Origin of the sequence: Pedobacter sp. KBW01, from assembly GCF_003852395.1 — a bacterium.
In the GTDB taxonomy this organism is placed as follows: domain Bacteria; phylum Bacteroidota; class Bacteroidia; order Sphingobacteriales; family Sphingobacteriaceae; genus Pedobacter.
Map to the genome: position 1 here is coordinate 546,590 of NZ_QAJQ01000007.1, position 18,127 is coordinate 564,716.

At 41.0% G+C, this 18,127-nt stretch carries 19 protein-coding genes and 1 riboswitch; of the genes, 10 read left to right on the forward strand and 9 right to left on the reverse strand.

What is annotated here, in order from left to right; translation table 11 throughout:
• Positions 1-82 precede the first annotated feature (82 nt).
• Complete coding sequence (locus tag DBR40_RS08795) at positions 83-955, reverse strand: sugar phosphate isomerase/epimerase family protein (protein ID WP_124559363.1); 873 nt, start codon at positions 953-955, stop codon at positions 83-85.
• A gap of 144 nt (positions 956-1,099) precedes the next feature.
• Here DBR40_RS08795 and DBR40_RS08800 point away from each other — a divergent pair, with 144 nt between their 5' ends.
• Complete coding sequence (locus DBR40_RS08800) at positions 1,100-1,690, forward strand: hypothetical protein (RefSeq protein WP_124559364.1); 591 nt, start codon at positions 1,100-1,102, stop codon at positions 1,688-1,690.
• 109 nt (positions 1,691-1,799) lie between these two features.
• On the opposite strand, the gene DBR40_RS08805 is transcribed toward DBR40_RS08800, so the two are convergent.
• From DBR40_RS08805 to DBR40_RS08840, 8 genes are all read right to left on the reverse strand, one after another.
• Positions 1,800-2,501, reverse strand: coding sequence for a superoxide dismutase (locus tag DBR40_RS08805; protein ID WP_124559365.1), 702 nt, complete (start codon positions 2,499-2,501; stop codon positions 1,800-1,802).
• Positions 2,502-2,510: 9 nt separating this feature from the next.
• Positions 2,511-3,416: a DUF4397 domain-containing protein gene (locus tag DBR40_RS08810; protein ID WP_124559366.1), complete on the reverse strand. Its 906-nt coding sequence runs from the start codon at positions 3,414-3,416 to the stop codon at positions 2,511-2,513.
• A 16-nt stretch (positions 3,417-3,432) separates the two neighbouring features.
• Complete coding sequence (locus DBR40_RS08815) at positions 3,433-6,198, reverse strand: TonB-dependent receptor (protein WP_124559367.1); 2,766 nt, start codon at positions 6,196-6,198, stop codon at positions 3,433-3,435.
• 81 nt (positions 6,199-6,279) lie between these two features.
• Positions 6,280-7,254, reverse strand: a complete 975-nt coding sequence (locus DBR40_RS08820; RefSeq protein WP_124559368.1) for a cytochrome-c peroxidase — start codon at positions 7,252-7,254, stop codon at positions 6,280-6,282.
• A gap of 170 nt (positions 7,255-7,424) precedes the next feature.
• A complete protein-coding gene (locus tag DBR40_RS08825; protein WP_124559369.1) occupies positions 7,425-8,090 on the reverse strand; it encodes a YceI family protein in 666 nt (221 codons plus the stop codon).
• A gap of 64 nt (positions 8,091-8,154) precedes the next feature.
• Positions 8,155-9,477, reverse strand: coding sequence for a peroxiredoxin family protein (locus DBR40_RS08830; protein ID WP_124559370.1), 1,323 nt, complete (start codon positions 9,475-9,477; stop codon positions 8,155-8,157).
• 21 nt (positions 9,478-9,498) lie between these two features.
• Complete coding sequence (locus DBR40_RS08835; protein ID WP_124559371.1) at positions 9,499-10,815, reverse strand: peroxiredoxin family protein; 1,317 nt, start codon at positions 10,813-10,815, stop codon at positions 9,499-9,501.
• Between the two features lie 173 nt (positions 10,816-10,988).
• Positions 10,989-11,099, reverse strand: a riboswitch (SAM riboswitch).
• 575 nt (positions 11,100-11,674) lie between these two features.
• Complete coding sequence (locus tag DBR40_RS08840; RefSeq protein ID WP_124559372.1) at positions 11,675-12,370, reverse strand: S24 family peptidase; 696 nt, start codon at positions 12,368-12,370, stop codon at positions 11,675-11,677.
• A gap of 83 nt (positions 12,371-12,453) precedes the next feature.
• On the opposite strand from DBR40_RS08840, the gene DBR40_RS08845 reads away from it, so the two are divergent.
• Genes DBR40_RS08845 through DBR40_RS08880 form a run of 9 tightly spaced genes read left to right on the forward strand, consistent with a single transcriptional unit; the run spans position 12,454 to position 18,127 of the window.
• Positions 12,454-12,657 (forward strand): helix-turn-helix domain-containing protein, encoded by a 204-nt coding sequence (locus DBR40_RS08845; protein WP_124559373.1) that lies wholly within the window; start codon positions 12,454-12,456, stop codon positions 12,655-12,657.
• Positions 12,658-12,659: 2 nt separating this feature from the next.
• Complete coding sequence (locus DBR40_RS08850; RefSeq protein ID WP_124559374.1) at positions 12,660-14,684, forward strand: hypothetical protein; 2,025 nt, start codon at positions 12,660-12,662, stop codon at positions 14,682-14,684.
• 11 nt (positions 14,685-14,695) lie between these two features.
• Positions 14,696-15,592 carry an ATP-binding protein gene (locus tag DBR40_RS08855; RefSeq protein ID WP_124559375.1) on the forward strand — a complete coding sequence of 299 codons (897 nt, stop codon included), beginning with the start codon at positions 14,696-14,698 and terminating at the stop codon, positions 15,590-15,592.
• A gap of 4 nt (positions 15,593-15,596) precedes the next feature.
• Entirely contained in the window at positions 15,597-16,226 is a 630-nt protein-coding gene (locus tag DBR40_RS08860; RefSeq protein WP_124559376.1) for a hypothetical protein, read from the forward strand.
• An 8-nt stretch (positions 16,227-16,234) separates the two neighbouring features.
• Positions 16,235-16,657, forward strand: a complete 423-nt coding sequence (locus DBR40_RS08865) for a hypothetical protein (RefSeq protein WP_124559377.1) — start codon at positions 16,235-16,237, stop codon at positions 16,655-16,657.
• Positions 16,657-17,043 (forward strand): helix-turn-helix domain-containing protein, encoded by a 387-nt coding sequence (locus tag DBR40_RS08870; protein ID WP_158674017.1) that lies wholly within the window; start codon positions 16,657-16,659, stop codon positions 17,041-17,043. Before DBR40_RS08865 ends, DBR40_RS08870 begins: the two co-directional genes overlap by 1 nt.
• 15 nt (positions 17,044-17,058) lie before the next feature.
• Positions 17,059-17,232: a hypothetical protein gene (locus tag DBR40_RS26670; protein WP_158674018.1), complete on the forward strand. Its 174-nt coding sequence runs from the start codon at positions 17,059-17,061 to the stop codon at positions 17,230-17,232.
• Entirely contained in the window at positions 17,229-17,888 is a 660-nt protein-coding gene (locus DBR40_RS08875) for a DUF3164 family protein (RefSeq protein WP_124559379.1), read from the forward strand. Before DBR40_RS26670 ends, DBR40_RS08875 begins: the two co-directional genes overlap by 4 nt.
• On the forward strand, positions 17,888-18,127 hold the full coding sequence (locus DBR40_RS08880) for a hypothetical protein (RefSeq protein WP_124559380.1): 240 nt from the start codon (positions 17,888-17,890) through the stop codon (positions 18,125-18,127). The genes DBR40_RS08875 and DBR40_RS08880 overlap by 1 nt, the downstream gene beginning before the upstream one ends.

The window sequence follows — 18,127 nt, forward strand, 5'->3', positions numbered from 1 at the left end:
TGGTTGTATTTTTAAACCTTTAATATCTTTCAACAACAAAAACCCCTTAAAAAGAAGCAAAACCTTGCCATTTACAAATATGTTATCGTTTTTCTGCATTAACTTCGGCCAGTTGTGCCGATAAATATCTGTAGGCACCCGGTATTTCTACCGCAGCATTGCCAATGCTTCCTTCAATAAAAATAAGGCCTTTGTAATTAATGTCGCGCAAGGCACGAAAATACGGCTTAAAATCATCGCGCATTACCCCAGGTAGTGTACGTTTTTCTTTTTCGGCTACTTCGCAGTACCCTACCAAGCCTTTTGCAGCCCGTATTTCATCAGGCGATTCTCCTTCGCGCATCATGTGAAAAATATCTACATTGAGCCTAAAATTGGGATGATTTACCCTTTTTACAATCTCGGCAGCCGATTTAAGTGAAGTAATAAAAGTAGTTTCAGTAGTTTCGAGATTTTCGAGCGCTATTACTACTTTATATTTTGCCCCAAGCTGCCCTATTTTTTTACAGAGTGCCACAAAATCTGTTTTAGCTTTAGCCAGATCGTAACCTACCGGAATGTTACGCGAACCTCCACTGCCTAAAACAATCAGCTTTACACCTGCCTGCCCTGCCCTCGAAAATACCGAATCGGCATACGATAAAACCCTGGCTTCTACCACATCGGGACCTGCTATTTTAATGTTCCCCGGAAAAAACAGGTTACACACAGTTACTTTACATCTGGCAGCCTTTATCTGTTTCAGGTTGGCATTAAAAGCATCGTCGGTTAAGCCCGGGGCAAGCATTTTCCTTACCGATTCGCCAATCATGGTAAAACCGCCGGCATGGGCAATGCTGTCTTGCCCTAAGCCCGACATAATACCTAAACGTTGGGCATACTGTTTATCAGGTGCAAAACTGGAAACGGTTAGCAGTGTTAAAAAAGCAAGAAAAGTTAAATAGCTAATTCTCATATCAATTTGGTTAGGGATGGTTAATGATAAAATTAAAGATTAAATTATTCAGTTTCATCCTGTATTGTCCTGCTTCCAAAAAAAAATCTGTTAAAACTTCTTTGATCCGTTTGCAAACCTATCTTTGCAAAAAAAATTAAATACATGTCTGAAATTAATCAATATCCGGTTCTCGATTATCTGGTAAACGTATTGAAAAATGCCATCGCCGATTCGAAAGTTGAAAAACAATCACAAAATGTATCTGTAGTTAAAGATGGTAACGATATCATCCACGTAGAACAATTGTTTGATGAAACCGGCAACCATGCAAAAATTGTAATCACAGATAAAAAGTTAATCGTGATCAGCGAAGATTTACTTGAACCTTTGCAAACCATCCACACAACAGTAAAAGGAAACGAGGACCTGAAAAAAGAATTGCAGGCTGCTACAATCGTTATAAACGGCTTGGATATTGAAACTGAACTTGTATTTCAGGCTGCACGCGATTGTTTTGACGAATTGAGCGATAGCTATGAATTTAGCAAAAACGTTGAAAAAGAGGTTTCTAAATTAAAAGTAGCGTTAAAATTTGGGGCTAATCCGCTCGAATTGATTATTGTAAACGATACTACAGCCATTCATGTTGCACCCAATTTTACCAAAGCACTTGATGCCGGCGTAAAAAAAGCCATCGAAACTGATGTGGCTAAAGTGCAAAATGCATTGAACAAACATTTCAAAAAAGGATAATTGCCTTTATAAATTAGCGGAACTCCCTATCCAGGCGAGTTCCGCTCTTCTAACCAAATATAACCTGCAGAAAGCAGGGCTTCTTTAAGCCATTCAAATGGCCTTGTAATCAAGTTAATCTGCCTGCTACTACATCCCAATCTACCACATTCCAGAAATTAGCAATATAATCGGCCCTTTTGTTCTCGTATTTGAGGTAATAGGCATGTTCCCAAACGTCGAGCGCGAGTAAAGGAATGCCTTTCACTTCTGCCGAACTAAACAAGGGATTATCCTGATTGGCCGTAGAGGTGATTTTAAGCTGCCCTTTATCATTAACCAGCCAGGCCCAGCCGGAGCCAAAACGGGTGGCTGCTGCTTGTGCAAATTGTTCTTTAAAACGATCAACCGAGCCAAAAGCTTTATCAATGGCCGTTTTTAATTTCCCTTCGGGTACTGATGCACTACCGGGCTTTAGCGTAGCGAAAAAGAAATTATGGTTCCATGCTCCGCCACCGTTGTTGCGCGCTTTAGCCGAAAGACTGGCTGCATTTTCGAAAAAAGTTTCGACAGTAGTGTAAGGTATTTTTTCGGCCACAATGGCTTCGTTTACATTTTTAATGTAAGCCGTATGGTGCCTGGTATAATGGATCTCGGTGGTAAGCGCATCGATATAAGGCTCGAACGCATTAAAGGGATATTTTAATGGTTCCTGCACAAATTGCAAAACTGCTGGTTTAGCAAAAGCATGCGATAAAGCCGGACTTAAAGCTGCTCCTGCAGCAAGAGTAAGGAATGTTTTAATGAAATGCCTCCTGTTATTTGTTCTCATTAGTATCCATTATTTAGTGTGTACAATCAGTGTAGCTTGCAAGGCTGCATCGGTAGCGAGATTGCCATTGATAAACAGTGTATAGATTTTACCTTCTTCAAAATTAAGGTTGCTCAAAGCCGCAGTTTTTACCGGTACTAGCGTACCTGTGCTGTTGTTTCTAAGCTCGAGGTTTTGTGCAGCACCTGCAGCAATTTCCTTAAATGGTCCCAGTGTTTTCCAGCTCAGCCCCGAAATGGTGGCTGGTGCTTTTCCATTGGCATCGTAGCTTAGCTGCACCTGATCGCCAAAGTTACCGTAGGCCACATTGGCAAACCAGGAAGTGCCTCCGGTAGTTTTTAAATCAAGGTTAGGTGCATCGGGTGAGAAATTGGCAAACCTGATTTTGGCTTTGCCGGCAGCCGGTGCAGTTAAATCGTCGTACACCAGCACCAAACTATCGCGGTTACCCGGATTTAACTTGCTTGGTTTACGCTTGGCAACGGTAAACAAAGTATGGTAGTAACTGGCAATTGGTCCATTTGGCCCTGCGAAGGATGCTTTATCTGTTTCCTGTGCAAAAGAAGCCGCGCCGCCAAAAATATAGGAAGATTTATAACTGGTATTGCTGCCTTCGGTAGTATTGTACTGTACTTTACCAAACTGGGTATCGAGGTAAGTAGTAGCCACATTATGGGCAACCAGTGTGGTATTAATTTGCCGGGTAAAATCCAGAAAATTAACAGGCGCAGTAATGCTTAGCGCATTTACCAACTTAACTTTTGCGCTCAACGGCTCGCGATCGGCATTATCGGTATCGAGGTATTCAGTTTTCTTGCACGAAGGTAAAACCGCAATTAAAATCGAGGCTGCCAGTACCAGTTTATTCGTAAACGTTAAATATTTTAACTGATTTATGTTCTTTAAAAATTTCATGTGTTTGTTTTAAGAATTAAAATTTGGCCGATAATCTCACAAATGGCTGAATGCCGGCATTGGTACCTGCCTGCGCGCCACCAGGGCCAGGATTACGGGTAATGTTGCTGCCCGGTGCCGGAACGCTATAATCGCCCAGTACGTTAAATAAATTATTAGCGCCCACAGTGGCCAGCAAATTATTGGTTAATTTATAACCAACCGAAATATCGGTTACCCAAATCGGGCTAAATGTTTGATAGTAGTAATCGGGTTTAGGGAAATTGGCGTTGAGTTGCGAAACCGACACCACCGAGCCAAAATATACTGTACGCAGTAAGATATTTAATTTTTTATAACTGTAGGTGCCCTGTAAACTTACTTTTGTTGAAGGAATATTATTGGTTACACGTGCCTGTTCCGACTCGTCGAATATGATGTAACGGTAGGCTTCCAGTCCTTTGGGGGTATTTACATTGGTGAGTTTGGTATCTAAAAAGTTGGCGCTGGCCAGAAAAGAGGTATTGCCACCGTTCTCGAAAAGAAATTTATAGCTGCCGGCTACTTCTATCCCTCTGGTTCGGGTACTGAAAGAATTATAGAAAAACTTAGCCTGCACGGTTCCGGTTTGTACAAAAAGTGCCCGTACATCGGCCGGCAAATTGGTATCAGTTGCCGAAAAACGCCCGGTGTTTCCCACTCTGTCATTAATATCAATCTGGTAGGCATCGACCGTAAGTTCTACGTTAGGCAATGGCGAAGCGGTAAAACCTGCGGTGTAACCCTTCGATTTCTCGGCCTTTAAGGCAGGAATACCCAAGGCTGTAGTGGCCGGATTTACGTTATTGGCGGTAACCTGATCGATAGCTACCCCATTCTGAAAAGTGGTAGAGGTTTCGGTATAGTAAAACTGGGCCAGATCGGGCGCGCGGAAGCCCGAATTGATGGAAGCCCTTACGCCTAACCAATCGGTAATGCCAAAGCGCGAAGCAGCTTTATAGGTAAATACACTACCAAAATCCGAATAATTTTCGACCCTTAATGCACCAGATACCAGCCATTTAGGCGTAATATTCAATTCGGCATCTAAATAAGCCGCAGAAATAGACCGGCTTACATTAACTTCGTTTGAAGGACGAAAACCGGCATGGATTTGTGAACCCGGAGAAAGCCCGTTTAAAGGCGTTAAACCCAGCGAAGTAGTGTAAGGAATACCGGTTGCAGTAGTATCGATGCCATAAATGGTACGAAGATCGGCTTTTGAATACGAACCGTCCTCACCAGCGATAATCTGATAGGTTTCTACCCGGTACTGGCCACCAAAAGCAACATTCAAGCCGCTCAATACCTTGTCGAAATAACGGCTAAAATCTAAACCGGTAGTATTCTGGCTGGCATTGTAACTTCCTGCATCGAACTTACGCGGACTGCGCTGGCCCAGGCTGGCATTGAGCGAATTGCTGATTACATTCGAAAAATCGTTGATGCCATACACGTTGGAAATATCCACCTTCCAGTTTTTCACTTTGGCTTTTATACCAATTGCCAACGATTTATCGGAAAGAATGTTATCCATAGCTGGTAAAAAACCATCGGGATAAATAAACGTATTGTTACGCTCAGTCCAGCCTGGCAGACGGTAAACTGCAGTAAATTGTGAGGTGCGGTGACTGATGCCTCCGAATGAATAAAGTTCTACATCATCTTTTAACGGAACAGAAGCATTAAAAAACAATAAACCGTCAATGGATTTGTTGGTACTTCCACGCTGATCGAAATAATGGCGGTCTATACCCCTGCTGGCTAAAATGGCATCGTCTATTTCTTTGGTATAAATCTGGTCGAACCCTCTGGTATTGGCACCACCACCGTAAGCAGGGCCAATGTACAATCCCGACTCAGAATTACCAACAGGTAAGGAAACTGCCTGAGTGGCAAACTCGCCGGTTATGTTTAAATAACCGCCCTTATTACCCAGTTTAAGTCCGTAATTACTGCTGGTGCGGATAGTTAAGCCATCGCCACGTTTGCGCGCACTCGCGGTTGAAGTAAGCGAAAGTTCCTCTGTACTTTTCTTCAGTACAATGTTAATTACACCTGCAATGGCATCAGAACCATATTGTGCAGCGGCGCCATCGCGCAGGATTTCGATGCGTTCGATAGCTCCGGTAGGAATGGCATTCAAATCGTAACCGGTAGCACCATTGCCCAGACCTCCCCAGCTAATGTTGGAACTTTTATGACGTCTTTTTCCGTTAATCAGCACCAATAACTGATCGACACCCAAACCACGCAACTGTGCGGTTGAAGTAGCCGAGGCTGCATCGCCTCCACCCGAAACCGACGAATGGAACGAGGGCGATACATATTGCAGCAACTGGGTTACGCTTACCTGTGGTGCCGACTCCTGCAGCGCCTTCAAGTCAATAATATCAACCGGGTTGGCCGAGTTTAATTTGGTACGGTTGGCATTGTGCGAACCTACAATACTCACTTCATCCAAACTGCTGGCCAAGGGTACTAAACTAATATTGATGACCGATTGCTGGCCAATTTCTACCTCTTGTGTTTTGTAGCCCACAAAAGAAAACTGCAGAATTTTACCATTGCGAATGGCTACCTGGTAACTACCGTTTTTGGTAGTAGAGGCACCTTCATTAAGACCTTTCACTTTTACCGATACCCCGAGGATGGGTGTTTGATCGTCGGCCGAAGTGACCACACCGGTTATGAGCCTTTTTTGCGCAAAGGTATTGATTGCAAAAAAGAGTATTGTGGTTATTAATAGTATGTTTTTTTTCATTTTATGTGTTAAAATTTGGGCATAACAAGGGCTGTTGCACTTTTTTTCTGCGCAAAAACGATGTGCCGTTCCTTTAATTATCTAGTTTTTGGCCGGGTTGTTTTTGGCGGTTAAAAATCTTTCATCAGTAAGCGCTTTCAGAAATTCTACCAGGTCATTGATATCGCCATCGGATAGATTGAGTGGTTTATCGAGTGATAAGTCGCGGTTAAGGCCATCGTGCACCACTGCTGATGGATTGTTGTAGTAGGTAACCACCTCTTTAAGCGTTTTAAACTGTCCGTTATGCATGTAGGGAGCGGTTAAGGCCACATTGCGCAGGCCAGGTATTTTAAATTCGCCAATGGCCGTGCTGTCTTTCGTGATGGTAAAACGTCCGGCATCTTTGAGGGTTTTACCATTATAAAGGCCAATATTTTTAAAACGATCGGCGGTAAAATCTTCTCCCGAGTGGCAGTTATTGCAGTTGGCCTTACCAATAAACAACAGCCGCCCGCGGGCTGCCGCAGCCGAAAGGGCATTATCATCGCCATTGATGTAACGATCGTAAGCACTGTTATTGGTTTCTAAGGTCCGCTCAAAAGCAGCAAGTGCTTTTAACAGGTTATCTTTGGTAGCCGGCGATTTAAATACTTTTGCAAAAGCCTCGACGTATGCCTTATCCTTGTTCAGCCTTTCTACAGCTTCTTCAATGCTCAATCCCATTTCATCGGGTGAAGTAATGGGGCCTAAAGCCTGCTCTTCGAGCGAAGCTGCCCTTCCATCCCAGAAAAAATGTGTGCGACCAGATAAATTGGTTAAACCGGGCGAATTGCGTGCGGTTAGTTTACCGCCAATACCAATGCTAAAAGTGGCCGTATCAGCAAAGGCAAATTCGGGCCTGTGGCACGATGAGCAGTTAATGGTTCTGTCTTTCGAAAGGATGTTATCGAAAAATAAACTGCTCCCAAGTTCTTCTTTGGTTTGGATTTCGCTTACGCCGCCTCCAACAAAAGCTGCCTGGGTAAGCAACAGCGCAATAAAGCTCAGTATGATGATAGCACTTCTTTTTTTCATCGGTTCAATTCTGTTTCTTTTAGCCCTGATTAAGCTTATAAAATCGTTTGGCAGTTTGTTTTAAATTGGAAAGGCTGTATTGTGAACTTGCTTTGAGCCATCGGCTTCGCCATAACGATCCGGCAACAATACAGCCTTTCTTATTAAGCGTTTTAGTTTAGGTTGGTTTATTATCCGGCATTCGCCACTAAGGCTACATCGATATCAAAATCATCGTATATTACTTTATCACCAAGGTTTTCGAAAAAGTTTTTTGATCTGAACTTGATATCATATTTCGTACGATCGATGGTAATTTTAGCTTTGGCGGTTAACTTTTTACCAGCAACATCAATTGCCGCCGGAAAACTTACCTCGTTGGTAATGCCTTTAATTGTGAGTTTACCGGTTAAGCTATACTGGTTGCCACTTCCTTTTTTGGCAGATGTAATTACAAAAGTTGAAGTCGGGAATTTCTCAGTACTGAAAAAATCTTCGCTTTTTAAGTGCCCAAGCAACTTTCCGTTTGTGGTGGCGTCGGTAACATCGGTTACGGTAATCGATTTGGTATCGATGGTAAAACTGCCTGATTTAAGTGTTGTACCATCAATTACAAATGTTCCTTCGCTCACTTTTACGTTGCCACTGTGTTCGCCAGTAGCTTTTTTGGCCAACCAGGTTAGTTTGCTGCTGGCATTATCTACTTTGAACGATTGCGCCTTTGAAGCATGATTAGGTGTAACAATTATTTTCTTTGATGCAGATCCGTTGTGGTTTGCCGCAGCAAAGCGGTTCGACTGTGATAAAGCGCCTAAAGAGGCCAGGGTTAATAGCGAAATGGTTAATGTTAGTTTCATTTTGGATTTATATTTTTTAGATAATACCGGTTAAACCATCAGCTTAACCGGCGTAAGGATATGATTATTTGCTTTTTTGCGTGTTTTTATCGCCTGTTGCCGAGGCAGTAGCCGTAGCATCTTCTGCAATCAGTTCATCTAACAAAGCGTTAAATTTTTTCTCGTATTCTTTATAGTATTTTCCGGTAACGGTGCCGGTATAACCCGTATAAATTTCTCGTACTTCGCCTTTTCTGTCGATGATAATGGTAGTTGGAAAAGCAATAAATTTATTGAGTGCCGGCAATTTCTGCGATACCAGTTTTTTATCGGCCAGGCCACCAAAAAGGATATCGTATTTTACATCGTATTTATCGCGCAGTTTGCCCAGTGTGTATTTGGCGTACTCCAGGTCGTCTTTTTGTTCAAAGCCAATGGCAATGGCCTCTACTCCTCTTTTCTGGTTTTTGTTAAACCATGGCGAAAGAAATACCGTTTGATCGGTACAGTTCGGGCACCAGGTACCCACAATTTCTACAATTACCACTTTACCTTTGTACTTATCGTCGCTTAGCGAAACCGATTTCCCGGCAAGATCAGGGAAGGTAAAATCGAGCTTTTTATAACCTTCTTTTAAGAATGTAATTTTGTAGGGATCGGGCAATTCGGCTTTATCGTCTTTTGCACCATCAAATTTGGTATTATCGTAAATTCCGGCCGAAATTACGCCGCTGATGGTACCATCAGGATTGATTTTACCTTTGTAAATTTTAGGACTTGGGCCCGTAAAGCCCGAAAGCACAAACTCATCACCTTGTACAGTACCTTCCAGTTCGCGGCTATCGCCGGTTACCTGCATAATTACCCCGGTTAGCTTGTTTCCGTTTTGTTTTAGTATCGCCACCTTGTCAGGCACCTGTTCTTTTGAATAGAACTTAAGCTCCCATTTGCCCGATATATTGGCCGCCGGTGCCACATCTTTACCCGGCTCAACAAAGCGGTACTTTTTGCCATGCTCGGCAGTAAAAGGAAGCGAATTGCCCCTGAAACCCGGCACCAAACTGCGATACTCGCCTGATAATGTACCATCATCATTTATTTTGGCTACCAGGGCTGCATCGTAAGTATTCATTTTAATAAATACCGAATCGGGTGCAATGCGTTTTACGTGGAAATCATCGCGACGGGTGCCATTTAACAGGGTAAAAGTAGCATGTTCGAAATCCTTGCCTTTAAATTCGAAGTTAAAAGGCACCTGGGTTTCGCTTACATTAAATACACCGCGCCAAACCCCTTCTTTTATTGTTTTTTCTACAGCTACCGGTTTTACACCATCGGCCAAAACCTGTCCACCAATAAACAGTGAACTGAGCAAAACTGCTCCTTTAAAAATTTTATGTACGCTCATTTTATTTTGGTTTTTTAATGATTATTTTCCTTTTATCGATTCATTCTTGTTTACTGCAGCAGTTTCTGGTGCTGGTTCAGCAATCAGTTCGTCTAGTACGCGATTAAATTTCTTCTCGTAATCGTCGTAATATTTACCTGTTACCGTGCCGGTGTAGCCGGTGTAAATTTCGCGTACCTCTCCTTTTCTATCGATGATAATGGTAGTTGGGAAAGCAATAAATTTGTTGAGTGCGGGCAGTTTCTGTGCTACCAGTTTCTTATCGGCCAGCCCACCGAATAGGATATCGTATTTGATATTGTATTTATCTCTCAGCTTTCCGAGCGTGTACTGGGCATAGGCCAGACTGTCTTTTTGTTCAAAACCAATGGCAATGGCTTCTACTCCGCGTTTTTGGTTTTTGTTAAACCAGGGCGAAAGAAAAACAGTCTGGTCGGTACAGTTCGGACACCAGGTACCCACAATTTCTACAATTACCACTTTGCCTTTGTATTTATCGTCGCTCAGCGAAACGGCTTTACCCTTAAGATCAGGAAAAGTGAAATCGAGTTTTTTATAGCCTTCTTTTAAAAAGGTTAATTTATAGGGATCAGGCAGGTTGGCATCGTTGTTTTTAGTGGCATCGAACTTGATGTTTTTATAGATACCAAAACCCTGATCTCCTGATAGCGTGCCATCTTCATTTACTTTTCCTTTAATAATAAAAGGACTTGGACCGGTAAAGCCCGATAAAGCGAACTCATTTCCTTGTATGGTGCCTTCAATTTCACGGCTATCGCCTACAACCGTCATAATTACGCCCGTAAGCTTATTCCCGTTTTGTTTCAGCACCGCAATTGATGCAGGAACAGCTTCTTTACTGTATAATTTAAGTTCCCATTTGCCCGATAGGTCGGCAGTAGGTTTTACATCTTTACCGGGCTCTACAAAGCGGTAGGTTTTACCAGGCTCGGCCGTAAATGGCAGAGAGTTCCCCCTGAAACCTGGTACCAAACTCCGATACTCACCACTTAATGTACCATTGGGTTCTATTTTGGCCACCAGGGCTGCATCGTAAGTATTCATTTTAACGAAAATCGAATCCTTTCCAAGACGCTGCACATGGAAATCATCGCGACGGGTACCATTTATCAAAGTAAAAACAGCGTGTTCAGGATCTTTGCCCTTAAATTCGAAATTAAATGGAACAGCCGATTCGCTCACCGTAAATACACCGCGCCATATTCCTTCTTTAATAAAGGCTGCGGGTGGTTTAACTGTTGCCGAAAAGGCCGAACTACTGATCAATAGCCCCAAAGAGAGGCCTTTTAGTGTGGGTAGATAGTTTTTAAAGTTCATGTTTATGGTTTTAGTTTAGTAATTCTGTTTTAAAACCCTGTGGAGCAGACATACCATTTCCATGACTGGTAAATTACCAGCCGCTTAATCAAAAAAGAAAAGCATGTTTGAAGCTGTAAATGCTATTTACAACAGCAGGAGTTTTGTAGTTTAAGTGTTTTCATATCTTAGTTAATTTATTTTTCCCCCGAAAAATTTCGGACGAATGAGTAAAGCACTTATTTCATTGCTGAAAAGTTGCTAGAAGATCGACGAGGCTCCCTCTCCCTTCTTCTGTATAAATCATCTACTAGTATAGGGCATAATACCAGACTTCTATAAAAGGCAAAAAGGAAAAAAAGGAAAAAACGGCCTTTAGCATATCGCTAAAGGCTTTTTTTATGGTTTATAGGTTGGTAATTATTTTATTTCCAAATTTCCAATCTACCATTTACTACCAGAATACTACCATTTTGGAAAGGCAAGATGATATTTTAAAGGGAGTTGCTACCATTTATCACGAAAAAATAGCTTAAAAGGTATTTAAAAGCTGTTTATCCAGAATTTAAATTTCTTAATATGGCGGCCATAGGTAAGACTATTTTACTGTAAAAAAAGTTAGAAATATAAGAAAATTTTACTCTTTTTTGGGTTGGTAATGCAGTTGGTTGTGCAGTTGGTTGTGCAAATCGATGTAGTTTAATGCATTGTAAATACCCGTAAAAAGTATAAAAATAGGCTAAAAAAGCTTATAAATCGAACAAACACCCCCCTATAATGCAATCAGCATATTTATGGTCAAGTATTTAAATACTTGAATACTAGCTAATTAAGGTTGAATAAAATTGGTTATTTATAAAAAGATATGTGTGCGCGCCGGTTAGCTCATGCTATTGATTCTTATACTAGCTTTGATCAATGCCATTGCTTTAACCTTCTTTAGCTTAATATCTTTAGGTGCATGGTGTTGGTTTTGAGAAACCAATTTGATATAATCATCCCCTTTGTCTGATTTCTGCACGTACTTTACTAGGGTCATATCATCGCCATGCTCGTTTATATAGACTAAGTACATTTCGCCCCAATAAATACCGTCTTGAAGGTCGTTTATAAGTTTATACATCACAATATCACCACTTTTAAGCAATGGGTACATACTGTCTCCAATAATTGGTAACGCCCCGTCACATGAAGGCATATTTGGGATAGTTATGTAGTCTATAATATTGTGCTTTCCATTAAATGTAGGAAGCACACTCGCAGCAGCGTTGGTATCATAAAGCGGTATTCGTTGCAATTCTCTCTTTTTATCCGTCTTTAATAAAAAAGTCTGCTCAGGCTCTACAACAGATTCATTTATATCGGATGCAATCATTTTTCCCCTACCTGTCATAAGCCAAATAGGATTAATATCAATGAATTTGCTAAGAATATTTTCTAATACATTAGAGCCGATACTCTTATTTTCTTTAATAGCTTTTGAGATTGAGCCGCGTGAAACGGCTAATTTATTCTCAAACGCATAAAGGCTAATGCCTTTATCTTCAATATACTGACTAAGTCTTTGTGCTACCATATGAAAAAAATCTTACAATAAATTTGGTTATAAGAAAATAGTCTTATACCTTCGTGTAAGTATTTACAAATATGTGAACAAGCATGGAACAAACAAAACCAAAAGTAGATTATCCTGAAAATCTTTATTTACGGGAAGCCGTAAAACAATCAGGTATTTCAATTACACACTTAGCAAAAAAGCTGGGCTTCAGCAGGAAGGTGGTGAGCGACACCGTTAACGGAAAATACAAAGGCTCAAACATCATCCCTTCTTTAAAAGAACTTCTAAACCTCAAAGGAGAATAACAATGCCTCAATTATGGAATAACATTTTGGTAGTAACCAAAGATGAACTTGTGCCAAATTGGTACAAAAAGGAAAATACCCTTTATAGCGAAATTACCCGATATGCTAACAAAGCGTACGGTATTAAACGTGTTCAGCTGGGCGGTAACGGCCGTCAGATGTTTATTTCTTTCGATAGTTTGCCCCCAGTTGTTCAGGATGGCATCGGTGATCCCCGGAAATTAAACCATGTACTTGACCAGTTTTATAAAGTTGATGGCGAAGCCGTAAAATTCTTTACAAATTTCAAATTTGAAGACGGAACTTACCTTGATACCGAATTTCAGGAGCGGTATATCATCAATGCAAGCGTTTTAAAGGCCATAATTTCGCTTAGAAGTGCCAGGGAAAACGAACGTAGGACAAAAGGTAATTTTAGTGGTGCGGGAATTGCTCAAACCCTATTATCTGATGCACAAAGCTTCAATGATATACTAGAAAAAAAGTACAAAGTTAGGCACACTTTGCCACCAGGTGAAAAGCAATTTAAAAAGACTTTAAAGGACTTTGAAACCATTGGTTATGCTGGCATTATTTCAGGAAGGCATAAAAATGCCAACCGTCGTAAAGTTGATGATATTACCATTGAGCTACTAAACAATCTTTTTGCCGGACAGCCAACCAAACCGACTGCTACAGAAGTTCATCGTCAGTATGAGGCTTTTTTGATGGGTTATTTGGAGGTGATCAATAATGAAACATCTGAAATATACAACCCTTCAGACTTCAAAAAGCTTGGTGCTACAACAGTAACCAATTACATAGCACAATGGAGCAATAAAATTGGTACGCACGGCAAACGTAGTGGTGACCGTCAAAAATTCATGCAGCAGTTTAGCCCTTACCACTCTTTATTGAAGGCGAAATTTGCAGGTAGCATAATTTCAATAGATGATAGGCAACCGCCTTTCAAAATGGCAGATGGTAACCGTGTCTGGTTCTATAACGGCATCGATTTAGGTTCTGAAGCTTTCACCTGCTGGGTTTATGGGAAGAGCAAAGAGGGCATTATCATGGAGTTTTACCGCCAGATGGTAAGAAACTATGCTGATTGGGGTTTCAACCTTCCTGCTGAACTTGAAGGGGAAATGAGTTTGAACAGCTCATTTGTTAATACCTTCCTTAAAGAAGGCGCGATGTTCCAGTATGTGCGTATTGAAGCCAATAAAGCACGTGCCAAAAGGATTGAAGCTTATTATAGGCCATTGCGTTATAATCTCGAAAAAAAGCGTATTGGATGGCTTGCAAGACCTCATGCATTATCAGAAAGTAATCAACCTGGTTCGCAACCAGCACCCACACTCTCTTTTAATGACATTGTACAGGGCTGTCTGGAAGATATAGAAACATGGAACAACATGCCTCACAGCGTACACACGCACATGAGCCGTTGGGAAGTGTTTTGCCAAAAACAAAATCCAGATTTACAGCCAACAAATTACGCCGCAATACTTCCGCACATCGGTTACAAAACCCCTACGAGCTGCAACGTTGGAATGATACAGCTTAATAACTCATTATTTCTTTTGGGAGATGAAGGCCGTATTGCTACAGGTAATAAGCTTATCAGTTTGATGACACATGTTGAAGGCAAAGATGTAGATGTGTATTGGCTGGATGATAACGAAGGTAAAGTGCTTAAGGCACATGTGTATATCGGTAACCAGCTTATTTGCGAAGCGATAGAAAAACCACGTTACCAAAGGGCTAGAATCGAACAGACCCCAGAAGATTTAGCGAACCGCGAAATCATGAGCGCCTATGTGGCCACTATCGAAGCATACGGCAGAAGACAGAAAAAATCTATTGACACCCTCACAATTATTGACAACACACCTAAGCCTAAGAAGTCGTTTATCATGCCCGGACTCAAAAAGCAGGTTGAAGTAGTAAACTACGAAATGCCTGAGGTTTTTGATGAACCTGAAGATGATGAAACCCCCGTACTTCAGTCATTCGGCCTCAAATCATTAAAAGACAGATTTTAAACCATACAGTTATGTTGAACATTACACAAGAATTTAAAACAGAAGCTTTAAAACAGCTTTTAGAACAACGCCAAAATTTTACCGGCTCCGATGCAGCTTTCGCTAAACAATGGGGGCTTAACAGCGCAGTATTTAGCCGCCTCAAAAATGGCGAAACTGCTAATTTAATTCGTGATACGCAGTGGTTGGCCATTGGCAGGGAATTGGGGCTATCATTGAATGAAAAGAAGCTTAAAACGACTAGAACAGATGTTTTAACGCTGCTCGAAGAGGATGTTACCTTTTGCCAGCAGTATGCTAAATCAAGAATGTTTATTGACGATAGCGAGATTGGTAAAACGGTTGCCGCCCGTTATTTAGCCAAAACGCTTAAAAACTGTTTTTATATAGATGCTAGTCAGGCAAAAACAAAGCAGCTGTTTGTTAGGCTTATTGCCAAAACTATCGGTATCGATCATGATGGAAGGTATGCAGATGTAAAGGCAAACATCAAATATTACCTTAAAATGCTACCTAATCCGATGGTAATCATTGATGAGGCTGGCGATCTTGAATATAAGGCGTTTTTAGAAATCAAAGAATTTTGGAATGCTACAGAAAACGCTTGCGGATGGTATTTGATTGGAGCTGATAGCTTGTTAGCATTGTTTGAAAAAGGCATAAGGAACAAAAAAGTCGGTTTCCGCGAAACCTTCAGCCGCTTTTCAAGCAATTTCACCAAAGCCACCCCGAATAACTTACCTGATAAAGTAATATTCTATCGCAAGCTTATTACCGATGTTCTACAGGGCAATAGTGTGCCGCAAACAAAGATTACCGAGGTGGTTAAAGCCTGTCTCAAACAGGATGAAAGCGGGAATATTTCAGGTTTACGCCGCGCTGAATCTTTACTAATCCTAACCGCTTAATAATATGTCGAGAGCATTAACCATACGCAACATCCTTGACAAAAAGCATCAAACATTCGCTTTTACCGGGCTTTACCATGAAATATTTGGTAACCCGGAAAAATCGGGTGCATGGTTGATTTATGGGAAGGATAAAAACGGTAAAACTTGGGGTACGCTTTTGCTGTCTGCTTACTTCAGCCTGATAATGGGTGTAAAGCTATTATACATTTCAGCTGAACAGGGAATTAGTGCCAGCTTCAAAGATGCCATAATAAGGGCTAAACTAGACCCTTCAAACAAGAATTTTCACTTTAAGGGATATATATCTCTTCAGGAACTTTATGTGCTTTTAGGCAAAAGAAATCCCCCTTTAGTGGTGGTCATTGATAACATAACCTTCTATACCGACGAACTTAAAAACGGTGCGCTTAGAAAGTTGCTAAAAGACTTCCCCAATACCCTTTTCATATTCTTAGCACATGAAGAGCGCGGAAAGCCTTATACAGCAGCCGCGACGCTATGCCAGAAGATAGCTGAAATAATTATACATGTAAAAGGTCTGATGCTAATTGTGAGCGGAAGATGTCCCGGCGGTATGCTGGCCATTGACGAAGAAAAAGCAGCATTGTATCATGGTCAAAACCCTAACTAATAATCAATATGAGTACAATAACAAAAGTTAAAGAAGAAAGTAAAACACACATTGAAGAGTGCAGGGAATTTGACCTGAACCTAATTGAAAATGTGTGTATGCTGCTTGGTTGGTCGACAGAGCAATACTGTGAATACCAGCTTGACAACTATAACCAATTTGTCGATAGGCTTTTTTATGGATTTCCTGTACAAATGGCTAACGAGGTTAAATACTCATCGGATTTTCGGGGATTTTGGAACAATGAAGCTTCATTCCGAAATCAAACAGAGTTTTTACCATTCGCAAAATTTGAGCCTATGGAAAGCCCAGTTATTCTTTCAGAGTTCCTCTATACTCACAATCCTTTAACGCTTATGCATGATGATTTATTCATGATGAAGTACAACAATGTACTTGAAAAGATCAGAAAGGGCAAAAAATGTCAGTAATGGAAGAATTAAAAGCGGAATTGCTGCACATGATGCAAGCTATTCAATACAAGCCTACACCGCCTACACCGGAAGATGAAATCATACAGGGGGTTTGCAATGCGCTTGAAGTTGATTACGAAAGCTTAGCAAGCAAAAACAGGTCTGATGAAAACGTTGAAGCAAGATTTATCATTTTCAAATTACTACGCGAACATACCGACCTGAGTTTAAAATCTGTAGGCGCACTATTTAACCGAGACCACAGCACTGTAACATACGGTGTAAGTGAGTTTTGCGACCTATTTGAAATTAAAGACAAACTCTTTATGCGGAAGCTTGAAAAGGTAGCCGAAGAGTTGCCGGGAATGGCATTTTTTAACCCCAAAAGATACATCAGGAATTAATCAAAAGGCTATAAGATGGAAGAAATTTTAAATCAACTAAAGATTGCGCAGTTAAAGCAGGATTTGCTAAACAACGCAGTCCGAATAGAAAGTAAGTTGATTCTAGCATTAGAAATTGCTGAAATCATGACTAAAGTAGTAAACGACCAAAATTCAATAATAGAAAATTTAAAAAGACAAATAAAATGAACATTGACAAATTAACACCAGCAGAAAGAAAAGACCTTTTAAAACAGTTAGAGGCGAAAGAAAACCAGGCAATACAAAAAAGGAAGGATGATATTGAAGCCTTTAAAGGCATGGTTGATGAAATGGTTGCGGCTAAAGCCCCTATTCTGGCAGAATTTGGTAAACAACAGAATCAGATAGTCGAATCTACCTTTAACGACTTTGAGGCTGTTATAAAGCTTAAAAATGACCTATACGGCACTAAAGACAAACAGGCAAGTCACACCTTTACATCAAGGGATGGTAATGCATCTATTGTAGTAGGCTACAACGAAATTATTGGTTTTGACGGCACGGAAGGCGCAGGCGTACAAAAGATAAAAACGGTTATTGCCGGGCTATCTGCCGACGATGAAAACCGTGAGGTGCTGGCCGATCTACTTAATACCTTTTTAAAGCCGGATAAAAAAGGAAACCTTAACCCTACACGGGTGGCTGAACTGGTTAGCAAGAAAGATAAGGTTAATAACCCGCTTTTCTCTGAAGGTGTAGACATCATTGTTGCCGCGCAGTTTAAAAACCGTTCCAGCATGTACGTTAGAGGCTGGCAGCGCATTCAGTGCGAAAATGGCAAAGAAATCAAACTTCAATTCAGTATCACCGCAAACGAAAAATAATGGCAAATCTATATCAGGTTAAATTAAAGGTTTACGATACCATCAACCCACGCGTAAAATATAAGCCAGGAACAGCAACCGTATTGGTTGCTGTTAAAAACAAAGCACAGGCGATTGAGCTGGCTACGGATTGCATCAAAGACATACTATCGGAAAAATTCCCTACGGCTGCTGTAAATCTATCTGATTGCAAGCCGATAAATTTTGACCATTACATTAACCCTAAAGACCCGAAATAA

What these genes read in the sequence shown, in the direction of transcription:
- DBR40_RS08795 (WP_124559363.1), bottom strand. Translation starts at nt 955, where the DNA reads ATGAGAATTAGCTATTTAACTTTTCTTGCTTTTTTAACACTGCTAACC.
- DBR40_RS08800 (WP_124559364.1), top strand. Translation starts at nt 1,100, where the DNA reads ATGTCTGAAATTAATCAATATCCGGTTCTCGATTATCTGGTAAACGTA.
- DBR40_RS08805 (WP_124559365.1), bottom strand. Translation starts at nt 2,501, where the DNA reads ATGAGAACAAATAACAGGAGGCATTTCATTAAAACATTCCTTACTCTT.
- DBR40_RS08810 (WP_124559366.1), bottom strand. Translation starts at nt 3,416, where the DNA reads ATGAAATTTTTAAAGAACATAAATCAGTTAAAATATTTAACGTTTACG.
- DBR40_RS08815 (WP_124559367.1), bottom strand. Translation starts at nt 6,198, where the DNA reads ATGAAAAAAAACATACTATTAATAACCACAATACTCTTTTTTGCAATC.
- DBR40_RS08820 (WP_124559368.1), bottom strand. Translation starts at nt 7,254, where the DNA reads ATGAAAAAAAGAAGTGCTATCATCATACTGAGCTTTATTGCGCTGTTG.
- DBR40_RS08825 (WP_124559369.1), bottom strand. Translation starts at nt 8,090, where the DNA reads ATGAAACTAACATTAACCATTTCGCTATTAACCCTGGCCTCTTTAGGC.
- DBR40_RS08830 (WP_124559370.1), bottom strand. Translation starts at nt 9,477, where the DNA reads ATGAGCGTACATAAAATTTTTAAAGGAGCAGTTTTGCTCAGTTCACTG.
- DBR40_RS08835 (WP_124559371.1), bottom strand. Translation starts at nt 10,815, where the DNA reads ATGAACTTTAAAAACTATCTACCCACACTAAAAGGCCTCTCTTTGGGG.
- DBR40_RS08840 (WP_124559372.1), bottom strand. Translation starts at nt 12,370, where the DNA reads ATGGTAGCACAAAGACTTAGTCAGTATATTGAAGATAAAGGCATTAGC.
- DBR40_RS08845 (WP_124559373.1), top strand. Translation starts at nt 12,454, where the DNA reads ATGGAACAAACAAAACCAAAAGTAGATTATCCTGAAAATCTTTATTTA.
- DBR40_RS08850 (WP_124559374.1), top strand. Translation starts at nt 12,660, where the DNA reads ATGCCTCAATTATGGAATAACATTTTGGTAGTAACCAAAGATGAACTT.
- DBR40_RS08855 (WP_124559375.1), top strand. Translation starts at nt 14,696, where the DNA reads ATGTTGAACATTACACAAGAATTTAAAACAGAAGCTTTAAAACAGCTT.
- DBR40_RS08860 (WP_124559376.1), top strand. Translation starts at nt 15,597, where the DNA reads ATGTCGAGAGCATTAACCATACGCAACATCCTTGACAAAAAGCATCAA.
- DBR40_RS08865 (WP_124559377.1), top strand. Translation starts at nt 16,235, where the DNA reads ATGAGTACAATAACAAAAGTTAAAGAAGAAAGTAAAACACACATTGAA.
- DBR40_RS08870 (WP_158674017.1), top strand. Translation starts at nt 16,657, where the DNA reads ATGGAAGAATTAAAAGCGGAATTGCTGCACATGATGCAAGCTATTCAA.
- DBR40_RS26670 (WP_158674018.1), top strand. Translation starts at nt 17,059, where the DNA reads ATGGAAGAAATTTTAAATCAACTAAAGATTGCGCAGTTAAAGCAGGAT.
- DBR40_RS08875 (WP_124559379.1), top strand. Translation starts at nt 17,229, where the DNA reads ATGAACATTGACAAATTAACACCAGCAGAAAGAAAAGACCTTTTAAAA.
- DBR40_RS08880 (WP_124559380.1), top strand. Translation starts at nt 17,888, where the DNA reads ATGGCAAATCTATATCAGGTTAAATTAAAGGTTTACGATACCATCAAC.